Below are 20,490 nucleotides of genomic sequence, written 5' to 3'. Positions count from 1 at the left end.
TAGGTAAGCCAAACCACATCTCTATATCTCGGCGGCGGTGTGGGTTACCATCACTTTCGAGTTAGGCAAGCCTTGCCTTGTGGCGAGGCGGAAGCCGTATCGACGACAGCCGCGGCGCGCGGGCATCCACGGGTGCCGCGAGCAATCCGTGGCGTCGGCGATACGCCGCTGGTGGACGCCGGAATTCCGGGCGGAACGACGCGGCGAAGGCAGCGAGGCAGGAGAACGGGTATGAGTGAGGCCATTGCGGAGATCGAAGATGTGCTGGCGCTCAGCCCATTGCAGGAGGGGCTGTTCTCGCTGTCCCAGCTGACCGGCGCCGGGCAGGATGTGTACACGATCCCGTTCGTCGTCGACATCGACGGCCCGCTGGACGCCGCACTGCTGCGCCGCTGCCTCGAGACGCTGCTGCGCCGTCACCCGAATCTGCGCGCGGTGTTCTGGGATCGCGACGTGCCCAAGCCGGTCCAGATCGTGCCGCGCCGGGTCGAACTGCCGTGGACCGAACGCGCCGCGCGGCCGGAGGAACTGGACGACGTCGAAGCCGAGGAACTGGCCCGCCCGTTCGACCTCGGCAAGGGACCGTCGCTGCGCGCCACGCTCGTGACGCTGCCGCCGGGCGAGGACGGCGCCGCACGGTGGCGGTTGATCATGACGATCCACCACATCCTGCTGGACGGCTGGTCGCTCGGCTTGCTGTTCGGAGAGCTGCGCGCGCTGTATCTGGCCGGGGGATCGGCGGACGCGCTTCCCGGGGTGCGGCCCTACCGGGACTACATCGGCTGGCTCGGCGCCAAGGACATGTCGGCGGCGCAGCGTTGGTGGGGCGAGCAATTGGCCGGACTCAGCGGCCCGCTGATGATCGCCGACGGCGGAACCAGCATGGGACTCGCCCGGGGAGCGACGTCGGCGACTGCCGAGGTCACCCGGTTCATCCTGGCCGCGGACGAGACCGCGCGACTGCGTGGCTGGGCGCGACAGCACGGACTGACGCTGAATTCCGTCGTGCAGTTCGCCTGGACGATCCTGCTGTCGCGGCTGACCGATCGCCGCGACGTCGTCTACGGCACCATCGTGACCGGTCGTCCGGAGCAGATCTCAGGCGTGGAACGCATGATCGGCCTGTTCCTGAACACCATCCCGGTGGTGTTCAGCACGGATCCGGCGGCGTCGGTGGCGGCCGAATGCGCACGGTTGCAACGGGAGTCGGCGGCCATGCGCGACGTCGGCTACCTGAGTCTGTCGTCGGTGCAGCGTGCGGCCGGATACAGCGCGCTGTTCGACACCATGTTCGTGTTCCAGAACGCGCCCATGGAGGACGCGGTCGGCGCGAACACCGTGGGTGAGGTCACCTTCCGCCCGCTGATGGCCAAGAACCTGACGCACTACCCGCTCACCGTGGTCTCGCACGTCCACGGTGCCGAACTGGCCGTCGTCGTCGAGGCCGTGCGGGAATCGGTGCCGTATCTGCCCGACGACATCGGCGCGGCCATGCTCGCCGTGCTGCGGCGCCTGCCCGACTCGACGGATCTGCGCACCGATGACCTGGACGTGCTGCCTGATGCGGCGCGCGCCGAGGCCCGCCTGTTCGAAACCGCCCCCGAAGTGCCCGAATACGACCGAGCGGCGACAGTTTTCGACTTGTTCGAGCGTCAGGTGAGCGCCACCCCCGACGCGGTCGCGCTCACCACCGACACCTCCGCGCTGACCTATCGGGAGCTGTCCGAACGGGCGAAGGGACTGGCCGGTGCGCTACTCGCGCGCGGTGTCGGACCGGAAGACGTCGTAGCCGTTCATCTGCCGCGCGGTGAGCGCGCGATCATCGCGGTGCTCGCCACGCTCGCCGCGGGCGCGGCCTATGTGCCGGTCGACGTCACGCTGCCCGCGGCGCGTGTGGAATCCATCCTCCGGCAGGCCGATCCGAAGCTGATACTCGTCAGTGACGGCCACGGCGCCGATCTGGACCCGGCGATCGTGCTGGACCTGGACGATCCCGATCTCGCCGGACGCGTTGCCGCCGAACTGCCCGCGGTCGTGCGGAACCCGGCCCGCAGCGCCTACGTCATCTTCACCTCGGGCTCGACCGGCGAACCCAAGGGTGTGGTCAATTCTCATGCCGCCCTTGTCGCGTACTTCGCCGACCACCGGGAACGGGTGTACCGGCCCGCGGTGCGGAGGCTGGGGCGTCCACTGCGGATCGCGCACGCCTGGTCGCTGAGCTTCGACGCCTCGTGGCAGCCGATGGTCGGATTGCTCGACGGCCACGGTCTGCACCTGTTCGACGACGCGGCCATGCGCGACGCGCAGCGCTTGGTGGACGGCATGCGGCGGCACGGCATCGACATGATCGATACCACCCCCTCGATGTTCCGGCAGCTGGTGGCCGCCGGATTACTCGACCGGCCGCCCGCCGTGCTCGCCCTCGGCGGCGAGGCCATCGATACGCAGCTGTGGGAGCGCCTGCGCGGCCTGCCCGACGTGGCCGTGCACAACTGCTACGGGCCGACCGAGACCACCGTCGAAGCGGTGGTCGCCGACGTCACCGCGCCCGGCGCCCCGGGCCTCGATGTGCCGACGATCGGCAGGCCGACCGCGGGAACAACGGCGTACGTCCTGGATTCCAGGCTCCGCCCGGTGCCGGTCGGCGTGGTCGGTGAGTTGTATCTCGCCGGTCCGCAGCTGGCTCGCGGCTATGTCGGCCGCTCCGGCGGCACCGCCGCGCGTTTCGTCGCCGACCCCTTCGCCGGGGGCAGGCGGATGTACCGCACCGGCGACCTGGTGCGCAGGCTGCCCGGCGGCAACCTCGGCTACCTGGGGCGTGCCGATGACCAGGTGAAGATCCGCGGCTACCGCATCGAGATCGGCGAGGTCGAAACGGCTCTGCGGACCCTGCCGGGGATCGCCGCCGCGGCTGCGACCGTGGTGCGCCGCGGTGACGCGGTGACGCTGGTGGGCTTCGTGGTGAGCGAACCGGGCCGCGCCGCCGATCCGGTCGCGCTGCGGTCGGCGCTGGCCGATCGCCTGCCCGCGTACATGATTCCCGCGCGGCTGGTGGTGCTGCCGCGGCTTCCGGTGAACGCCAACGGCAAACTCGACGTGCGCGAACTCGCCGCGCTCGCCGAGCGTTCGCTCGCGGGGGAGGGCGCCGCGGCCTCCCCCGAGCCGGCCACGGCGACCGAACGGGCCCTCACGACGGTGCTCACCGAGGTGTTCGACGGCCGCGCGCCCGGTGTGGCGGAGGACTTCTTCGCCCTCGGTATGGACAGCATCGTCGCGATCTCGCTGGTGAACAAGGCGCGCAGGCACGGCATCGCGATCGACGTGCGCATGGTGCTCGCGGCCCCGACGATCCGCGATCTCGCCGCCGCGATCGACAGCCGGGCGGGCGAGGTGTCGGCGCGGGTGCCGAGCGGAGACGACTACGGACCGGTACTGCCGTTGCCCATCGTCTCGTGGATGCACCGGCAGCCCCGATACCGGCGGCTGGCCCAGCACGTGCTGCTCGCCCTGCCCGACGGCATATCCGGTCCGGACCTCGAAGCGGTGCTGCAGGCGGTGCTGGACGGGCACGACACGCTGCGCTCCCGGCTGGACGAGACCGCGGACGGCCCGCGCCTCGTCACCCGCGAACCAGGATGCGTGTCCGCGTCGGACGTGCTCACCAAGCGCGAATTCGACCACGCGTCGGAGACTTTCGACGCCGTACTGGCCTCGGCAAGCCGCCTCGCGATCGACGATCTCGACCCGGCCGCCGGGGAGATGGTGCGCGCGGTGTGGTTCCCGGGCGCTCCCGGTGGTGACATCCTCTTCCTCGCCGTGCACCACCTCGCGGTGGACGTGGTGTCCTGGGGCATCCTGCTGGCCGATATGGCCGCGGCGTGGGACCAGGTCGTCGCCGGCGCGGTGCCGAAGGCGATCGCCGAACCCACCTCCTACCGGCGCTGGTGTCAGCTGATGTGGGAGCGGGCCGAGCAGCCGGAGGTGCTCGCCCAGCGCGACTACTGGGTCGAGCAGGTGAGTGGTCCCGATCCGGCCGTCGGCCTGCGCAAACCGCTTCCCACCGATACCTGGTCGTCGCTGCGGCTCACGTCGGCGACCGTTCCCTCATCGACCACCGCGCACATCCTCACCACCCTGACCAGGGCCGACGGCGTGCGGGAGTTCCTGCTGTCGGCATTGACGATGACGCTGGTGTCCTGGCGGCGCGAGCGCGGCCAGGATCACCACGGGGGAACGCTCATCGGGCTGGAGAGCCATGGCAGGGCCGACGCGGTCGTGGGGGCGGACACCTCCGGCACCGTCGGCTGGTTCTCGGCCACCTACCCGGTTCGGCTCGGCGCGGGTGCGAACGCGATCGACGTGCAGCGGGCGCAGGAGCAACCGGCGCTGGCCCGCACGCTGCTGGATTCCGTTGCCGCGCACATCGCGTCGGTACCGGAACAGGGACTCGATTTCGGACTGCTGCAGTCGGTGCTCGCGGTCCCGGAGTTGTCCGGTACGCCCGAACCCCAGGTGGAGTTCAACTACTTGGGTCGGGTTGACCTCGGTGGGCAGACCGACCGCACGTGGTCGATGATCACCGATCCGGCGCTGGCCGCGGCCGTGCCGATCGCCCCGGAACCCGATCTGCCGCTGCGCTATGGCCTCGGCTTGATCGCCGCGGTCCACACCACCGAGGACGGACCGCAGCTGAGGGTCACCTGGCGCTGGAGTGCGGCGCTGTTCACACAGTCCGATATCGACCGCTTGGCCGAGCTCTGGGATCGCAGCGTGGCGGTACTGGTGGCCGCGCTCGATCGGTACGCACCATAAAGTTATGGTAGCCTTACCTAAGATATAGCCGATAACTGCTGCGTTGCACCATGTATCGAACGGATCGCGGGTTTGCTTCCGCTGGAGTTGTCGGCGGGAGTTTCGAAAGTGGGTAGCACTATGCAGCACAAACCGGGATGGATCAGAAAGTTTCACAAGCCGGATTCGCCCGAGCGGCTGCCATTGTTGATCTTTCCGCACGCCGGTGCGGGAGCGTCCGCGTATCGCACTCTCTCCAAAGCGTTCAGCGCGCATTACGACGTCATCATCTTCCAATATCCCGGACGTCAGGATCGCGCGGGCGAACCGGCTTTGACCTCGCTTCAGGATATCGCCGCGGGCGCTTTCGCGGAATTTCGGTTGTCGCCCTACAACCGTGACGCGCCGATCGTCGTATTCGGGCACAGCATGGGCGCGCTCGTCTCCTTCGAATTCGTCCGGCTCGCGCTCGCCGCCGGCGTAGACGTACGGCAGCTGACGGTTTCGGCGGCGGTGGCGCCGTCGCGGGCCGAATATCGCAAGCCGACACCGGAAGACGACGACGAACTGCTCGACCACCTCGTCATGCTCGAGGGCATCAATTCCGACGTGCTCGCCAGCCGGGAGATCATGCGGCTCTCGCTACCTGCCATCAAGGCCGATCACAAGGCCTCCGAGGCGTACCGGTGCCCGGAGACGGCGCGGGTCGCCACCCGGATCCACGCGATCGGCGGTGACCGCGACCCCATCGTCTCGATGGCGGACCTGCACGGCTGGCACCGCCACGGCGACGACGTCGAGGTCACGATGTTCGAGGGCGGGCACTTCTATCTGAACAACCACGTCCCAGCCATCGCGGAATTGCTTGCCCAGCAAGCGCATCCCGCACCGGCGGTATGAAATACGAGGATCAGCGGTGACATCAGCAACGGCGCAGGACGTCGATCACATCGTCATTTCCGGAATGGCCGTCGAGGCGCCGGGCGGAATCGACAGTCCCGGATCGTTCTGGTCCGCGCTGGAAGCGTCGAAGGAATTGGTCGGACGGTTTCCGCGCGACCGCGGCTGGCCGATCGAGGATTTGCTGTCGTTATCGCAACTCGACGGCTGGAGCAACGTCTGCGATGCGGGCGGATTCCTCGACGACGCAGCGGAATTCGACCCCGCCTTCTTCGGCATCGGCCAGCGGGAGGCGATCGCGACGGATCCACAGCAGCGAGTCGCACTGCGCGTCGCATGGCGGGCGCTGGAGAATACGGGTTTGAATCCGGGTGCGCTCGGCGGCGAGGACGCCGGATGTTTCATCGGCTGCTCGCCGATGGAATACGGCCCGCGGGCTTCGGAGGTCAACGAATACAGCGGAGTCCGGACCATCGGTTATGGATTGCTGAGTGTCGCTGGGCGCGTGTCGCATTGCTTCGGCCTGACCGGGCCGTCGATGACCGTCGACGCCGCGTGCGCCTCCTCGCTGACCGCGGTTCATCTCGCCGCGGCCGCGGTGCGCGACGGGGATTGCGAATGGGCGCTGGCCGGTGCGGTGTGCGTCATGGGGTCACCGATGGCGTTCTACGAATTCGCCAAGCAGAACGCGCTGTCGACCGATGGTCACTGCCGGTCCTACTCCGATGACGCCACCGGCACGCTGTGGGGCGAGGGCGCGGGCATAGTCATCGTCGAACGCGAATCGCGCGCACGGCGACTCGGGCATCGCGTCTACGGCCGCCTGCTCGCCTCCAACCACAACCACAACGGCAAGGGAAAGCCGATCCTGGTGCCGCGCACCGACGCTCAGGAACGGCTGATCCGCAAGACCATCGCGAAGTCGGGTATCGACCCGGCCGACGTGGGCATGATCGAGGGACACGGCACCGCCACCCGCGCGGGCGATCCCGTCGAACTGCGCGCACTCCAGAACACCTACGGCGCCGCGGGTTCCGGACCACTGCTCGGTTCGGTGAAATCCAACGCCGGTCACGCGCAGGCCGCCGCGGGAATGCTGGGCCTGATCAAGCTGCTCCTCGCGGGCAGGCACGGACGAATCCCGGCGACCCTGTTCGCCGACAAGCCCACCAGCCGGGTGGATTGGGACCGGTCGAGTCTGCGCCTGGCCACCGAGCTACAGCCATGGGAACCGAAGAACGGCGTCCGCTACGGGGCGGTGTCCTCGTTCGGTGCGGGGGGTTCCAACGCGCACGCGATCATCGCGATGCCCGTTCACGAGGAGAACGACGATGTCTAGCTATCGACTGCCCGACGGGTCCATTCCGGTTCTCCTGTCCGCGGATACGCCCGCTACGCTGCGCGAAGAAGCCGCCTCCATCCTCTCCTACGTCTCGGATCGCCCCGCCGTCACCGCCGAGCGTGTGGCGGACATGCTGTTGCGCACGCGGGTCGCGCGGCGGCACCGCGCCCTGCTGATGGTGACCGGCCGCGACGATCTCGACGCGGCGCTGACGGCGGTGCGCGACGGATACGACCACCCGGCCGTGGTCGCCACCGCCGAGCCCGCCGCGGCGCGCAAGCTCGCCTATGTGCTCCCCGGCCAGGGCAGCCAGCGCCCGGGCATGGGCAAACTCTTCTACGACCGGGTGCAGGCGTTCCGCGCCGAGGTCGATCGCTGCGACGCGATCTTCCGTGACCTGTTCGGCGAATCTCCGCTGCCCTACCTGCTCGACGCCGACGCCGAAGCCGACGACAACGCCAGAATCGTCCAGCCCGCGCTGTTCATGCAGATGGTCGGTCTCGGCGCGCTGTGGCGCTCGGTCGGCATCGAGCCCGACGTCACGATCGGGCACAGCCAAGGGGAGATCGCCGCCGCCTACCTGTCCGGGACGATGACCCTCGCCGACGCGATCGTCGTCGTCGGTACCAGGGCGCGGGCCGTCGACCAGATCGCCTCCGACCGCTACGCCATGGCGGTTGCCGCGGCCGACCGCGACGAGTGCGAGGACGTGCTGGCGCGTCGGTCCGGGTGGGCGCAGGTCTCGGTGGTGAACTCGCCCCGCATGGTGGGGATCTCCGGTGACCGGGACACCGTGCAGGCGGTCGTGGACGTGCTCGCCGAACGCGGCCGGTTCGCCCGGGTGATCCGGGTCCGCTACCCCGCGCACACCAGTCTGCTCAACGAGTTCCGCGACGTGATCCGCGACGCCGTGCACAGCAGGCTGGACAATGCCCGCTTCCTCGACTCGGAGATCGCCTGTCTCGGCGCGACGCTCGGTGATGCGATCACCTCCGACCTGCCGGTCGACGAGTACTGGTTCTGGAATCTGCGCAACCCGGTCCGCTTCGACCGCGCCGTAGCGGCCGCGGTCGAGCGGGAGGTCGACACCTTCGTCGAACTCGCCGAACACCCGACATTGCAGCTGGCCGTCGAGGAGAACCTCGCCGAATTCGCGTCCGATCGCGCCACTACGGTGCGCGGGACGTCGAGCCGCACGGCAACCGATCTGAGCGAATTCACCAGGAATCTCGCGGTTCTCGCGGTCAACGACCTGAACTACCGCTGGGAGAGCCTGCGGGTCGACTCCGACGCCCCGGCTCGGCTGCCGCTGGCGGACTTCCCGAATGTGCGGATGAACGAGATGACGCTGTGGCTACCCCACGACGTCACCGCCGGACACGCCAGGTCCGCCACGCGCAGTGCCCCCGCCCGTCCGGAACCGGTCGCCGTGTCGGAGACCGCCCCGAAACCGCAACTGCTGGTGGAAGAGTGGGTCCGGTTGGTGCGGCGATCGATGACCGCGCCACGCGCGCTCGGCATCGTCGATCACACCGGGCAGTGCGCCGATCTCGCTGCCGCTCTAGTGGATTACGCGACTCGGCAGGGGTTGGGCGGACGACTGCTCGATATCGGCGCGGGTAGCGGCGAGGGCGATCTGGACACCGTCGTGGTGCTGCTGCCCGCTCTTCCCGAGCTGGACGGTTCCGCCGCGATCGCCGAGGTCGCGGAGTTCCTCGGCGGGCGGCGCTGGTGGTCCAAGCCCGATGCGGGAGTGACCGAGTACTGGCTGCTCACCGTCGCCGGTGAGGCGGTCGTCCCCGGTGACGCGCCGCCGCATCCGGTCCACGCGGCCGCGAGCGCGGGGTTCCGTTCGGCGAGTCCGGAATACCCCGGCGTCGCCTTCCGGCACCTGGATCTCGCTGCCGATCAGGCGAATGCGCAGGCGGTACCGTCGATAGTCACCGCGCTGCACACGGCCGAGGAGCCCGAACTCGCGCTGCGCGAGGGCAATCTGTACGCCAAGCGCCTCGTCGAAGCCGACCGCTCCGCGCTGCTGCGCGGACCGTCGAAGCCGGAGAACGTCGTCATCACCGGTGGCACCGGCAGTCTCGGGCTGGAGTTCTGCGAGCACGTGGTGCGCGCCGGAGCGCGGCGGGTGACGCTGGTGAGCCGCTCGGGCGAGACGGAAGCGGTCACGCGGCGCCTGCGCGCCATCCGCGCGCTGGGGCAGGCCGAGATCACCGTCCTGTCCTGCGATATCGGGGACCGCGCGTCCGTCGCGCGGCTGGCCGACCGGCTTCGCGACACACCCGCGCATCTCGTCGTCCACGCGGCGGCGGACAACACGGTGATCGGCGAACTCGAGCTCACCGAGATCAGCCACGCGCAGGTCGAACAAGCCTTGTCCGGGAAGGTCGCGGGCATCGGGCATGTCCTCGACGCTTTGACCAAGGCCGACGACTGCGAGATCGTCCTGTGCTCATCCCTCGCCGCCACGCTCGGCGGACGCGGCACGGTCGTGTACGCCGCGGCCAACCGGATGGTCGACGCGATCGCGCGGCGCCTGGCCGCGGGCGGTCTGCGGTGCGCGTCGGTGCAGTGGGGCCAGTGGGACGTCTTCACGGGCCAGGGCCACGCCGACCTCGCGAAACTGGCCGAGGTCGGTTACCTCCCCATGGCGTCGCCGGATGCGATCGCACTCGGCCTCGGTGGCCTGCGCGGCAACGCGGTCGTCGCCGCCTTCGACTGGGATCGCGGGCGCACCGTGCTCGGCGCCTTCGGGTACGGACCTGTCCTCGCCGAGCTGCGGACGCCGGTGGAGGTCGCCGCCCCCGCCACGATCGCGGTCGCGGACCCCGGCGCAGGCGTGACCAATCCGTCGGTGGCGAGCGCCGACGTGCCGGGCCGCATGGCGCGGCTGCTCGCCGAGATCATCGGCGCCGACGACGTGGACACGATCGACCGGACCAGGTCGCTGGTCGCCCTCGGCCTGGACTCCCTGCAAGCTCTGGAACTGCGCAGGCGCGTCAAGAGCGAATTCCGCGCCGACGTGCCGGTGGCCGATCTCATCGGCGGCGCCTCGCTCGACGACGTGGTCCGGCTCATCGGAGCCGAGGCGGGAGCCGCCGCGCCGCAAAGGGGCGGCACCGAGGTGGCGCCACCGACGCGGTCGGCGCCGGCGGTGCGGAGTCTGCCCTCCGGTGCGATGGCGAGTGCGGCCGATCGTGTCGCCCGGGCGAAAGAGGCCGCCCAGCACGCCGTACCGAATGATTTCGACGCCGAACGCTTCCGGTCCGCGCGTCACGATATGGATCTGTTCGGACTGCGCGCCATGCTGACAGCGCTGGAACCGGTGCTGTCCGCTACCGAGATCCGCGCCGTGGACGACATCGCCACACGCATGCGGTTCGCTCCGCGGCACCGGTGGCTGCTGCGGCAGTGGTTACAGGCCCTGGCCGCGAACGGCTGTGTCGAGGGCGATGTGGACCACGGCTATCGGTACGTGCGGCCGGTGCAGGCCCCGGCCAGGCCGAGTCTGATCGAGGTCTGCGCGGACCTGGGGTATCCGCGAGCGCTCGCGACCTTCCTGCAAGCCTCCGACGACCACCTGACCGAACTCGCCCAGGACAGCATGCGCGTCCAGGAACTGCTGTTCCCCAACGGCGACATGACCACGGCCGAGGCCGCCTACCGGGACAACCTCAGCAGCCGCTACCTGAACCTGGCGGCGGGCCGGGCGGTCGCCGATCTGGTCGACGGCCTGCGCGGCGACCGGTCGCCGGTGCGTGTGCTGGAACTGGGCGCGGGCATCGGCGGCACCACCGACGACGTGACGGCGGCGCTGTCCGGACTGCCGGTGGAGTACCACTTCACCGACGTGTCCACCTTCTTCCTCGAGGCCGCGAAGCGACGGTTCGCCGACTATCCGTGGATGCGGTACGGCATCGTCGACATGAACGCGGATCTGGGGAAGCAACCGCGCTACGACATCGTGATCGCCGCGAACGTGCTGCACAACGCCTACGACATCGCCGTGACCCTCGGGCAGCTGCACGACCTGCTGAATCCCGGTGGCGCGGTGGTGATCATCGAGACCTGCCACGCGCACTGCGAGCAGCTGACCTCCGTGCACTTCCTGATGTCACCGCGCGAGGGTCAGCCGCACGCCGGCCTGACCGACGTGCGCGCGGGCACCGACCGGATCTTCCTGACCGAGCACGAATGGCGGGATCAACTGGTCGCGGCGGGTCTCACACCCGAGCTGGTCCTGCCCGAGGGCGACCACCCGGTCGCCCAGCTCGACCAGCGAGTGTTCCTCGCCGTACGCGGCCGGGGGTGACGGACCGATCATGTCGGATCAGGCAAGGAGTGACAGCGGAATGGAGTCGGCACAGCGGCCGGGCGACGGCAGGGTCGGCATCAGCAGGGAAGAGATCAGGGCCGCGGTGGCCGGCCAGCTCGGAGTCGCCACCGGCGACATCGCCGATCACGACGATCTCATCCAGTTGGGGCTCGACTCCATCCGCACGATGAAGCTGGCCGGTGGCTGGCGCAAACGCGGCGCCGACATCAACTTCGCCCAGCTCGCGGCCAGCCCGACGGTGGAAGCGTGGCATGGTCTGCTCGGTGCGGAGGAAGGCGGCCCGCAGGTGGAGCGGGCCGCCGAACCCGCCTCCGCCGAGCCGGATGCCGACGACGCGCCGTTCCCGCTGGCCACCATGCAGCACGCCTACTGGATCGGCCGGTCCGACGAGCAGGAACTCGGCGGCGTCGCGGCCCACCTGTACGTCGAATTCGACGGTGGCCGGATCGATCCCGCGCGGCTCGAGCGCGCGGTGGCCGATCTGGTCGCGGCGCACCCGATGCTGCGCACCCGGTTCCTGCCCGACGGCACTCAGCAGACCATGCCCGAGCCGGGCAGGCCGGTCTTCGCGGTGGTCGACCTGCGCTCGCACGAGCCGGAAGCGGCCGAAGCCGCGCTGACCGAATTGCGTGACCGGAAGACCCATCAGCGCCTGGCCATCGAGGACGGTCAGGTCATCGACATCACGCTCACCCTGCGCGACGAGCACAGCACCCGCCTGCATCTCGACGTCGACATGCTGGCCGGTGACGCGATGAGCTACCGGGTGCTGATCTGCGAACTCGCCGAGCTCTACCACGGTGCGACCGTGCCAGCTCCCGGTTACACCTATCGGCGCTACCGCACCGAGCGGCAGGAGGACACCGCCGACCGTGCGCGCGACCGGCAGTGGTGGCAGCAGCGGTTGCCGGAACTGCCCGGCGCGCCGGAGCTTCCCACCGTGCCGGTCGGAGAGCGCGGAGAGCCGCACCGCACCGTGCGCTATGACCACTGGCTCGCGCCGGAGGCCAAACAGCGCCTGTTCGCCGCGGCCCATCAGCGCGGGATCACTCCGGCCATGGCGCTGGCGGCGGTCTTCGCCGAAACCATCGGGGGCTGGTCGGCGCAGAGCCGGTTCCTGCTGAATGTCCCGCTGTTCCATCGCGAACCGGTGCATCCGGAAATCGACCGGGTGATCGGTGATTTCACCTCGTCGATCATGCTGGAGGTGGACGTCACCGAGAACATGTCGGTGGCCGACCGGGCCCGCGCCCTGCAACGCAGCATGCACGAGAGCGGCGCGCACACCGCCTATTCCGGGCTCGAGGTGCTGCGCGATTTGGGCAGGCACCGCGGCGAGCCGGTGCTGGCGCCCGTGGTGTACACCAGCGCGCTGAATCTGGGTGAGCTGTTCGCCGACCGGGTGACCGAAACCTTCGGCGAGCCGGTGTGGATCATCTCGCAGGGCCCGCAGGTACTGCTGGACGCGCAGGTCACCGAGGTGCGCGGCGGGCTGCTGCTCAACTGGGACGTCCGTGAGTCGGCCTTCCCGCCGGGCATGATCGACGCCATGTTCGCCCGCTACACCCAGGCCATCGGCCGCCTCGGCGAGGGCGACGCGGGCTGGAATGCCGAGGCGGCCGTGCGGCTGCCGGTCGCCCAGGCCGAGGTGCGCGCGGCGGTCAACGCCACCGATGGGCCGGTCAGTGGCCGCTGCCTGCACCAAGGCTTCTTCGACCACGCCGCCGCGAATCCCACCGCCCCGGCGGTCGTGTGGGGCCTCGGCGCGCAGACCGGCGGATGGAGCTACGGGGAACTCGCGGCGCACGCGCTCGCCGTCGCCGGTGCGCTGCACCGTGAGGGGGTGCGGCCCGGCGACGCCGTAGCGGTCCAGCTGCCGAAGGGGCCGGATCAGATCCTCGCGGTGCTCGGTGTGCTGGCCGCAGGCGCGACCTACGTGCCCATCGGTTTCGATCAGCCGGTCGGCAGGCGTGCCGAAATCCTGCGGACCGGTGCGATCGTCGCGGCGGTGACCGTTCCCGGCGCTGACATGGGTCTGCCGATCCCGTGCGTCGGCATCGATGCGGCGCGTGAGTATCCGGCCCCGCTGGCCGCGCCGATCCTCCCGGACACCGAAGCGATCGCCTACGTGATCTTCACCTCCGGATCCACCGGTGTGCCCAAAGGCGTCGACGTGCCGCACCGAGGCGCGATGAACACCATCGACGCGGTCAACGAGTGGTTCGAGGTCGGTAGCGGCGATCGTGTCCTGGCGTTGTCGGCCTTGGAGTTCGACGCGTCGGTCTACGACATCTTCGGCATGTTCTCGGTGGGCGGCTCGGTGGTCGCGGTCGACGCCGAGCAACGGGCCGAGGCCACGACCTGGGTGGATCTGCTTCGCAGGCACCGGGTCTCGATCCTCAACTGTGTGCCGAGCATGCTGGACATGATCCTGGAGATCGGCGGCGATCAGCTCGGCGATTCGTTGCGTGCGGTCACCCTCGGTGGCGACTGGGTCGGCGCCGATCTGGCGCGCAGGCTGGCCGCGCAGGTACCGGGCTGCCGCTTCTCCGGATTGGGCGGGGCCACCGAGACCTCGATCCACAACACCATCTGCGAGGTGGTGGGGGAGCCGCCGGCGGAGTGGGCGACGGTGCCGTTCGGCGTTCCGCTGCGCAATGTCCGATGCCGCGTGGTCTCACCGGCGGGCCGGGACTGTCCCGACTGGGTGCCCGGTGAATTCTGGGTCGGCGGGGCGAACGTCGCGGCGGGCTACCGGAACGACCCGGAACGCACCGCCGAGCGATTCGTGGAATACGAGGGCATCCGGTGGTACAAGACCGGCGATATGGCTCGGTACTGGCCGGACGGGACCATCGAATTCCTCGGTCGCGCCGACCATCAGGTGCAGATCCGGGGCTATCGGGTCGAACTCGGCGAGGTGGAGAGCGCGTTGCGCACGGTGCCCGGCGTGCGTCATGCCGTGGCGGCGGTGGTCGGTGCGGGCGCGCCCAAACTGGTGGCGGCCGTCGCGGGTGAGCGGGACGGCATCGGCGACATCACCGCCGCCGTCGCGGATCTGCTGCCCGCCTACATGATTCCGACCCGAGTCGAGTTCCTGGAGCGGATGCCGCTGACCGGGAACGGCAAGTTGGACCGGCGGGCGGTGGTCGCGCTGCTCGAACCCGGCGCGGGAGAGGTCGAGAACAGCGCACCGCGCAACGATGTCGAGGCCGCCCTCGCCGATATCGTGGCCGGGGTCCTCGGTGTGGACGCCGTCGGAGTGCACGACGATTTCTTCGGTCTCGGCGGTGACTCGGTGCTGGCCACCACCGTCATCGCGCGGGTGCGGGAATGGCTGGAGACCGACCACGCGCTGGTAGCCGACGTCTTCGCGACGCGAACCGTGGCGGGCTTGGCCGAGCGACTCACCGAACGGGAAGCGGCTCGTGGCCTACCGAAGCGGCTGTCCGCGGTCGCCCGCCTCTATCTAGAGGTCGCGGCGATGAGCGACGAGGAGATCCTGGCCCAGGCGTGAGGGCGGGGCGGCCGGTGGCGAAGGGCGAGTGGCCGAGTCGCCGGTCGGCCCCTATCGTTCGATCCGTGAACGATCCGGCCGTGCACGACGACATCGGGACCGCCGCCGACGGGGTTCCGCGGAAATGACAGCGGTACCGCTGGTTCCGACGGTGGCGGTCACGTGTCTCGCCGTTCTCGTGGCGGTCCTGCGCTGGATATTCGTCCGGGACAGCGTGACCGATCGCCTGATCAACCGGGCGTTGGCGTGCGCGGGGATCGGCATGCTCCTGGCGGTCGTGTCGCTTCGATTCGCCGCCCCGACGGTCGTCACGCACTTGGGCGCGATGATCGGATTCCTGACCGCGGGCAGTGTGTACGGCGTCGCACGACTACTGGCGGGCGCGGATCCGCGCGACGCTCATCGGCGGCAGCGCCGATACGACCTGATCGCGGTGGCGGCGGCGGCGATCACCGTGCTGATCGATGTGGCGATCGCCCTTGACCTGCTGCCGGCCGAGACCTCGTCGCGGTGGTACGCCTTCAGCGCCGGCGCGAGCTGCCTGCCGCTGGCCATGGCGGGTTTCCTGCTGATCCGCGCGGGGATCGGCGAGATCCGTTCCGCCCAGACAGCGATCGCCCAGCGGGCCACCTACGTCGCCTTGATGGGCGTGGGCGCCTTCTGGATCTGTTACGCGGTACTCGTGCTCGTGCGAAGCCTCATGGGGGTCTCGCCGACCGATCAGGGCGAAGTGTGGTCGCTGAGCGGATTCGCCTTCTTCGCCATCATCACGGCGTTGCTGGCGATTCCGCTGGTGCGCATGCTGCTGGTCCGGCTGGGATGGGATCGCGACAGCCGCGATTGCCGGACACTGCAACCGCTGTGGGCCGACCTGACCGCCGTGGTCCCGCATATCGTGCTGGTCGACGACGCCTACCGCCGCGGCCCGGCGCTGCGCCGCTACCGGATGGCGATCGAGATACGCGACGCGCTGCTGCAACTGCGCAGGCATGCGTCCGACTATCCATCCGACGACATCCGCAGCCACACACTGCGTATGGTCCACGCGGCGGAAGCCGGACTCGTCGCCGCCTCGGGCACGGACGTCACCGCCAGCCACGACCTCGAACTGCGGTACCTACTGGATATGGCGGCCCGGTGGCCGAAGGCGAAACGCGCCTATCGCGCCGCCGACCGGTCGGCGCGGGTCAGCGCCGCGCAGGGGAGCCGATGATGACGCTGCCGACGCTGCATTCCTCGAGTTCGTCGACCCCGGCGGCGGTCACGAACGCCGCGGTGTCGCCGAACCCCTGGGCGCACGCGCCAAGACCCATGGCGGTCGCCGCCAGGTAGATCGTCTGCATCAGCACGCCGACGTGTTTGAGGATGACGGCGTAGGAGACCTGCTCGTAGGTCCACATCACCCGTCCGGAGCGCGCGCCCATGACGAGGAGCACCTGCGGTTCGGCGCCGTCGGACAGCGTTGCCGAGGTGGACTTCACCAATTTCGCCACCGCCGGACTGTCGGCGGCGGCCACCGGACGCAGCACGTGCTCGACCGAGTCGTAGTGGTACATGCCCGGCGCGAGCCCCGCGACATTGCGTACCACCGGATACAGCTCGAGTTCGTAGACGCTGCCCCCGCTGGGGTAGGGCTTCGACACCAGTTCCTCGCCCTCGACCTCCGAGCGGGTGCTCCTGGTGCGGGCGGTGCGATACAGCAGCTCACCCAGCTGCGTCACGGTGATCGGGGCGGCGTCGTCGAAGGCGCGGGTGGAGACCCGGTCCTCGAGCACCGCGGTCAGCGGTGGGTCCGTCTCGCGGAGCGCGGCGAGGTCGGGTGTAGGCAGCGTGACCGGCTCGCCCGGATAGGCCGCCTTGCGGGCGGGCGGCTGGGAGAACTGGCCCTTCGCCCATTTGGTCGGACCGAAATGCTCCCACGTGACGGTGCGTTCCCCGAGGGTGCTGCGCCGATGGAACCACAGGTCCGGCGCACTCCAGCTGCGGGTGGTGAACGCGCGCTCCTCGGCGTCGGGGTCGGCGACGAGGAATCCACAGCGGAACAGATCGTCGGCGAACTGCGTCTTCACCGCGATCGGCAGGGTGCTGTCGGCCGCGCCGGGCCCGTCGAGCAACGCGAGCAGCCGCGGATCGTGGATGCGCACGTCGCACCACGACAGCGGATGCTCGAGCACGAACCCGTCCGGATCACGATGCAGCACAGCGAACTTCGACAGCGTCGCCGACCACGCCGGCCTGCTGTCGAGCTGCGGGCGCGGGCGGCCGAACGGATGCACGCTGTAGAGGTCGCGGCCGCCGTCGCGGACGGTCACGGCCAGCCAGCCCTCCGCGGCCAGCCGTTGCATCAGCTCGGCGACGTCGTCGCCATCCGCGGCCCGGGACAGTTCGGCCACGGTCGCCGGTCCCCGGTTGAGGGTCTTGAGCGCGAGCAGTTGTCCTTTCGCCAGGCCGGTGAGTTTCTCCTTGTGCGGAGGATTGAGCAGCACCGCACCGGCGGGCGTGGTCAGGCAGGTTGCCCCCGCCCGCAACGCGAGCCGGGTCTGATCGGAGAAGGTGAGGGTGGGCACGGCAGGCGGCTCTTTACTTGGCGACCACGGCCAGCGCCGGGGTGAGCTTGTCGAGGATGTAGGGCACCGACAGCGCGGTCGGCTGGTTCACCGCGGTGATCTCCTGGGTGGTCAAGAACACCACCGAACCCTTCTTCACAGCGGGGAGGTCGGCGTATCCGGGCAGCTGGCGGTACTTTTCGTCCATGTTCCCGGAGTAGCCCGCCAGCAGCAGATCGGCGGTGACCTCATCGATGCGTTCGGTCGAGAGCGCGAGGCGGCCCCCGGTGGAGGGCTGGTCGAGCAGATTGCGCGGAATGTTCATGCCGAGCTGCCCGAAGACGCGGGCCGAGCCGTCGTTGGGGTCGGTGAGCACCATCAGCTGGGAGGGGCTGCCCAGCCAGGTGCTGGCGAAGGTCTTGCCCTTCAGCCCGGGGTTGGCCGCGACGATCCCCGCGATCTTGTCGTCGACGCTCGCGATCACCTTGGCGGCGGCATCCTGCTTACCGAGGATCTTGCCCAGGGTGGTGACCTGGTCCTGCCACGCTCCGACCGTGTCCTTGCTCAGACCGGGCACGGTGGGCGCGACGCGGGACAGTTCGTCGTAGGTCTTCTGATCCGCGATGAACGGATCGACCAGGATCAGGTCCGGCTCCAGCGCGGCGACCTGCTCGGAGATGGCGGCGGTGCTGCTGATCGACTTCGCCGAGCCGAGCTTGTCCGGCTGCCAGGGCGGGACCGACTTCGAGGCGATGGCGACATTGTCGATGTAGCCGACCGGGACGGTATCGAGCGCCAAGGTGGTGTCGAGCCATTGGTTGCCGAGGGCGACGATCTTCTTCGGGGTGCCCTCGACAGTGGTCTCGCCCCTGGCATGGGTGATCGTGACCGACTCGCCGCCGGAACCACCGTTGTCGGCGCTCGACCCGCACCCCGCCAGGCCCAGTGCGAGCGCGCCCGCCAGTGCCGCAACCGCCGTGCGCGCCAACCCGCGCCGGTTCCGAACAGCCTTCATCGTTGCACCCTCCTTCGTCGAGGAACGCCCTCGATCCGGCTCCACGGAGCCCGACTCAGAATAAGTCAGCCAAGGCTAACCTATCTACTCGAGCTGGCCGACGTCCCTTGTGCTCAGGGAGTTGCCCGGCCCCTCGGGCGAACTCGGCAGAACTGGCCGAGGCCGCGGAGATCGCTGGTCCGGGTGTGTCGACGGCCGCAGTGCCCGCGCCTGATCCGGCCGATCGAAGCGGTTCGCGGTGGCCGCGCGCGGGTCCGGGAATCTACAGTCGCCCCGGTGGACTCTGCACCGGTCTCGTTGGTCATCGCGGTCGTAGTCTTCGTCCTGCCCATGATGATCGGGCGGTGGCTCTTGGTCAACGAGACGACCTCCGACCGGCTGATCAACCGCATCTGGGGCTGGGACCTGGGCGGGGTTCTGCTGTACCAAATTACGGCAGCGCTGGGTCAGCCATATTTCGCTCAGTGTCTCTACCTGGGATTGAGCATGATGGCGCTTTCGGGTTTCTACGGGCTGGCTCGGCTTCTCGACAGCGCCGACGCGACGGGAGCGCGAGAGCGCCAGCGCCGATACGATTCGGTAGCGGTTGCCGTCGCCGCGTTGCTGATCATCGGCGCACCGATCGCGCACAGCATGTTCCGCATCGACTGCGTGGAAGTCGTCTGGGCCGCGTCGGCGTTGCCCGGATGCTTTTCAGGCCTGCTTTTCGGTCGTGCTTGCGTCCGTGAACTGCGCGTCCCTGGCTCCCCGGCGAGGGAGAAGTTCACTTACGCCCTGTTACTGGCGTTCGCGATCTATTGGACGATCTCATGGCCGATTCTGCTCATTCGAGCACTCGTCGGGACGCCACCGAGCCAACCCGGCACCGTGTGGGCCGTGGTGGCCTTCCTCATGTTGGCCGCCATCACGCTGCTGACCGCGATACCGCTGGTCACTGTGCTGGTGGCGCGAGCAGGCTGGGACCGCACCGGCCGTATCTGCCGGCGCCTGCGCCCGCTGTGGCGCGAATTGACCACCGCGGTGCCGGAAGTCGTCCTGCTCGACGACCCCGCCGCACCGCGAGATTCCGCCTCGCTGCTCTACCGGATGACCGTCGAGATCTGGGACGCGCTGCTGCACCTGAAGCTGTACGCGACCGACGCTCATCAGCGCGGCCCCGTCGGTCCGACCGAGAACCAGGTGCGCGCATACGCACTCCGAGTGGCGCGGGCCGTCCAGGCGAAGCGTCACGGCAGCGCGCCCGCGGCGAATACCTCCGCTCATGGCGAGGCACACGCTCAGAAACGCGATCGGGCCGCGGATTTGGAGTTCTTGATCCGATTGGCGCGCGAATGGCCGAACGCCGTAGCGACGGTCGGCTACGGAGCCGATACGTCACACGCGGCCGCCACCGCGGCGGTATCCCAATAGAAGGGCCGCACCTCGGCGATGCGGCCGTCCACGAAGGTGAGTGTCTGCAGAATCGCGAAGGCGAGTTCGCGGCCGGTCGCGCGCGCTCGTGCGTGCACTTCGGTGTGTACCACGGCAGTCTCCCCGGTCGCGAGGAAGCGTTGATCGCGCAGATCGAATACCTCCCAAGTGTCGCTCATCGCGCGGAAGAACCGCTCCAGACCCTCATGACCACGCCAGATTCCGCCGTAGGGCAGATGCTCGGCCTGATGGAGCACCACCGAAGGATGGAAGTACGGAGCGAGCAGTTCGAACGAGGCGTTGCCCGGCCCGCCTGCCGCGAGATATTCCGCTTCCGCGGCGTACATCGCGGTCAACACGGTCATCGATGTGCTCGTGGACGAAGTCATGCGGCCAGTGTGGCTTTTCGGCCGGAGCGGGACCGGCGGCAATTGGACTTCGCGATGCGTGCACGCCTGTTCCCGCGCTCGCGTCGCACGCGCGGGTGGCGATCGAATGGCCTGCTGCCGTGATGGGAGTCGAATGGTGATCGTGGCCGCGCCCAAACCGCCATTTCATCACCGCCGGTGAGTGATCCACACCCGGGACGTTGTCCACAGGGGCTGGTTGGGTGGGGATGAGGGG

At 69.3% G+C, this 20,490-nt stretch carries 10 protein-coding genes; 7 read left to right on the top strand and 3 right to left on the bottom strand.

Annotated elements, in window-relative coordinates; genetic code table 11:
- Positions 1-231 precede the first annotated feature (231 nt).
- From HOV91_RS14465 to HOV91_RS14435, 6 genes are all read left to right on the top strand, one after another.
- Positions 232-4,812, top strand: a complete 4,581-nt coding sequence (locus tag HOV91_RS14465) for a non-ribosomal peptide synthetase (protein WP_174185905.1) — start codon at positions 232-234, stop codon at positions 4,810-4,812.
- Between the two features lie 120 nt (positions 4,813-4,932).
- Complete coding sequence (locus tag HOV91_RS14460) at positions 4,933-5,691, top strand: thioesterase II family protein (RefSeq protein WP_174185904.1); 759 nt, start codon at positions 4,933-4,935, stop codon at positions 5,689-5,691.
- Positions 5,692-5,707: 16 nt separating this feature from the next.
- Positions 5,708-7,030, top strand: a complete 1,323-nt coding sequence (locus tag HOV91_RS14455; protein ID WP_174185903.1) for a beta-ketoacyl [acyl carrier protein] synthase domain-containing protein — start codon at positions 5,708-5,710, stop codon at positions 7,028-7,030.
- Complete coding sequence (gene nbtC, locus HOV91_RS14450; protein ID WP_438822662.1) at positions 7,023-11,354, top strand: nocobactin polyketide synthase NbtC; 4,332 nt, start codon at positions 7,023-7,025, stop codon at positions 11,352-11,354. The genes HOV91_RS14455 and nbtC overlap by 8 nt, the downstream gene beginning before the upstream one ends.
- A 40-nt stretch (positions 11,355-11,394) precedes the next feature.
- Positions 11,395-14,895 carry a non-ribosomal peptide synthetase gene (locus HOV91_RS14440; RefSeq protein WP_174185902.1) on the top strand — a complete coding sequence of 1,167 codons (3,501 nt, stop codon included), beginning with the start codon at positions 11,395-11,397 and terminating at the stop codon, positions 14,893-14,895.
- A 124-nt stretch (positions 14,896-15,019) separates the two neighbouring features.
- Positions 15,020-16,108, top strand: a complete 1,089-nt coding sequence (locus HOV91_RS14435; RefSeq protein WP_174185901.1) for a DUF6545 domain-containing protein — start codon at positions 15,020-15,022, stop codon at positions 16,106-16,108.
- Here the strand turns inward: HOV91_RS14435 and HOV91_RS14430 are convergent.
- Together HOV91_RS14430 and HOV91_RS14425 are read right to left on the bottom strand one after the other, a co-directional pair.
- Complete coding sequence (locus HOV91_RS14430; RefSeq protein WP_174185900.1) at positions 16,083-17,462, bottom strand: SagB family peptide dehydrogenase; 1,380 nt, start codon at positions 17,460-17,462, stop codon at positions 16,083-16,085. The two genes, HOV91_RS14435 and HOV91_RS14430, sit on opposite strands and share 26 nt — an antisense overlap.
- A 13-nt stretch (positions 17,463-17,475) precedes the next feature.
- Positions 17,476-18,456: an ABC transporter substrate-binding protein gene (locus tag HOV91_RS14425; RefSeq protein WP_174185899.1), complete on the bottom strand. Its 981-nt coding sequence runs from the start codon at positions 18,454-18,456 to the stop codon at positions 17,476-17,478.
- Positions 18,457-18,732: 276 nt separating this feature from the next.
- On the opposite strand from HOV91_RS14425, the gene HOV91_RS14420 reads away from it, so the two are divergent.
- Positions 18,733-19,866: a DUF6545 domain-containing protein gene (locus tag HOV91_RS14420; protein ID WP_174185898.1), complete on the top strand. Its 1,134-nt coding sequence runs from the start codon at positions 18,733-18,735 to the stop codon at positions 19,864-19,866.
- Here HOV91_RS14420 and HOV91_RS14415 read toward each other — a convergent pair.
- Positions 19,815-20,255, bottom strand: coding sequence for a nuclear transport factor 2 family protein (locus HOV91_RS14415; RefSeq protein ID WP_174185897.1), 441 nt, complete (start codon positions 20,253-20,255; stop codon positions 19,815-19,817). The two genes, HOV91_RS14420 and HOV91_RS14415, sit on opposite strands and share 52 nt — an antisense overlap.
- Positions 20,256-20,490: the final 235 nt, after the last annotated feature.

Origin of the sequence: Nocardia barduliensis (genome assembly GCF_013315795.1) — a bacterium.
Classification (GTDB): domain Bacteria; phylum Actinomycetota; class Actinomycetes; order Mycobacteriales; family Mycobacteriaceae; genus Nocardia; species Nocardia barduliensis.
The sequence above is the reverse complement of the archived record's forward strand: the minus strand, read 5'-3'. Positions and strand labels throughout refer to the sequence as shown.

Coding starts and splice junctions, on each gene's coding strand:
- HOV91_RS14460 (WP_174185904.1), top strand. CDS start 4,933: ATGCAGCACAAACCGGGATGGATCAGAAAGTTTCACAAGCCGGATTCG.
- HOV91_RS14415 (WP_174185897.1), bottom strand. CDS start 20,255: ATGACTTCGTCCACGAGCACATCGATGACCGTGTTGACCGCGATGTAC.
- HOV91_RS14435 (WP_174185901.1), top strand. CDS start 15,020: ATGACAGCGGTACCGCTGGTTCCGACGGTGGCGGTCACGTGTCTCGCC.
- HOV91_RS14440 (WP_174185902.1), top strand. CDS start 11,395: ATGGAGTCGGCACAGCGGCCGGGCGACGGCAGGGTCGGCATCAGCAGG.
- HOV91_RS14425 (WP_174185899.1), bottom strand. CDS start 18,456: ATGAAGGCTGTTCGGAACCGGCGCGGGTTGGCGCGCACGGCGGTTGCG.
- HOV91_RS14465 (WP_174185905.1), top strand. CDS start 232: ATGAGTGAGGCCATTGCGGAGATCGAAGATGTGCTGGCGCTCAGCCCA.
- nbtC (WP_438822662.1), top strand. CDS start 7,023: ATGTCTAGCTATCGACTGCCCGACGGGTCCATTCCGGTTCTCCTGTCC.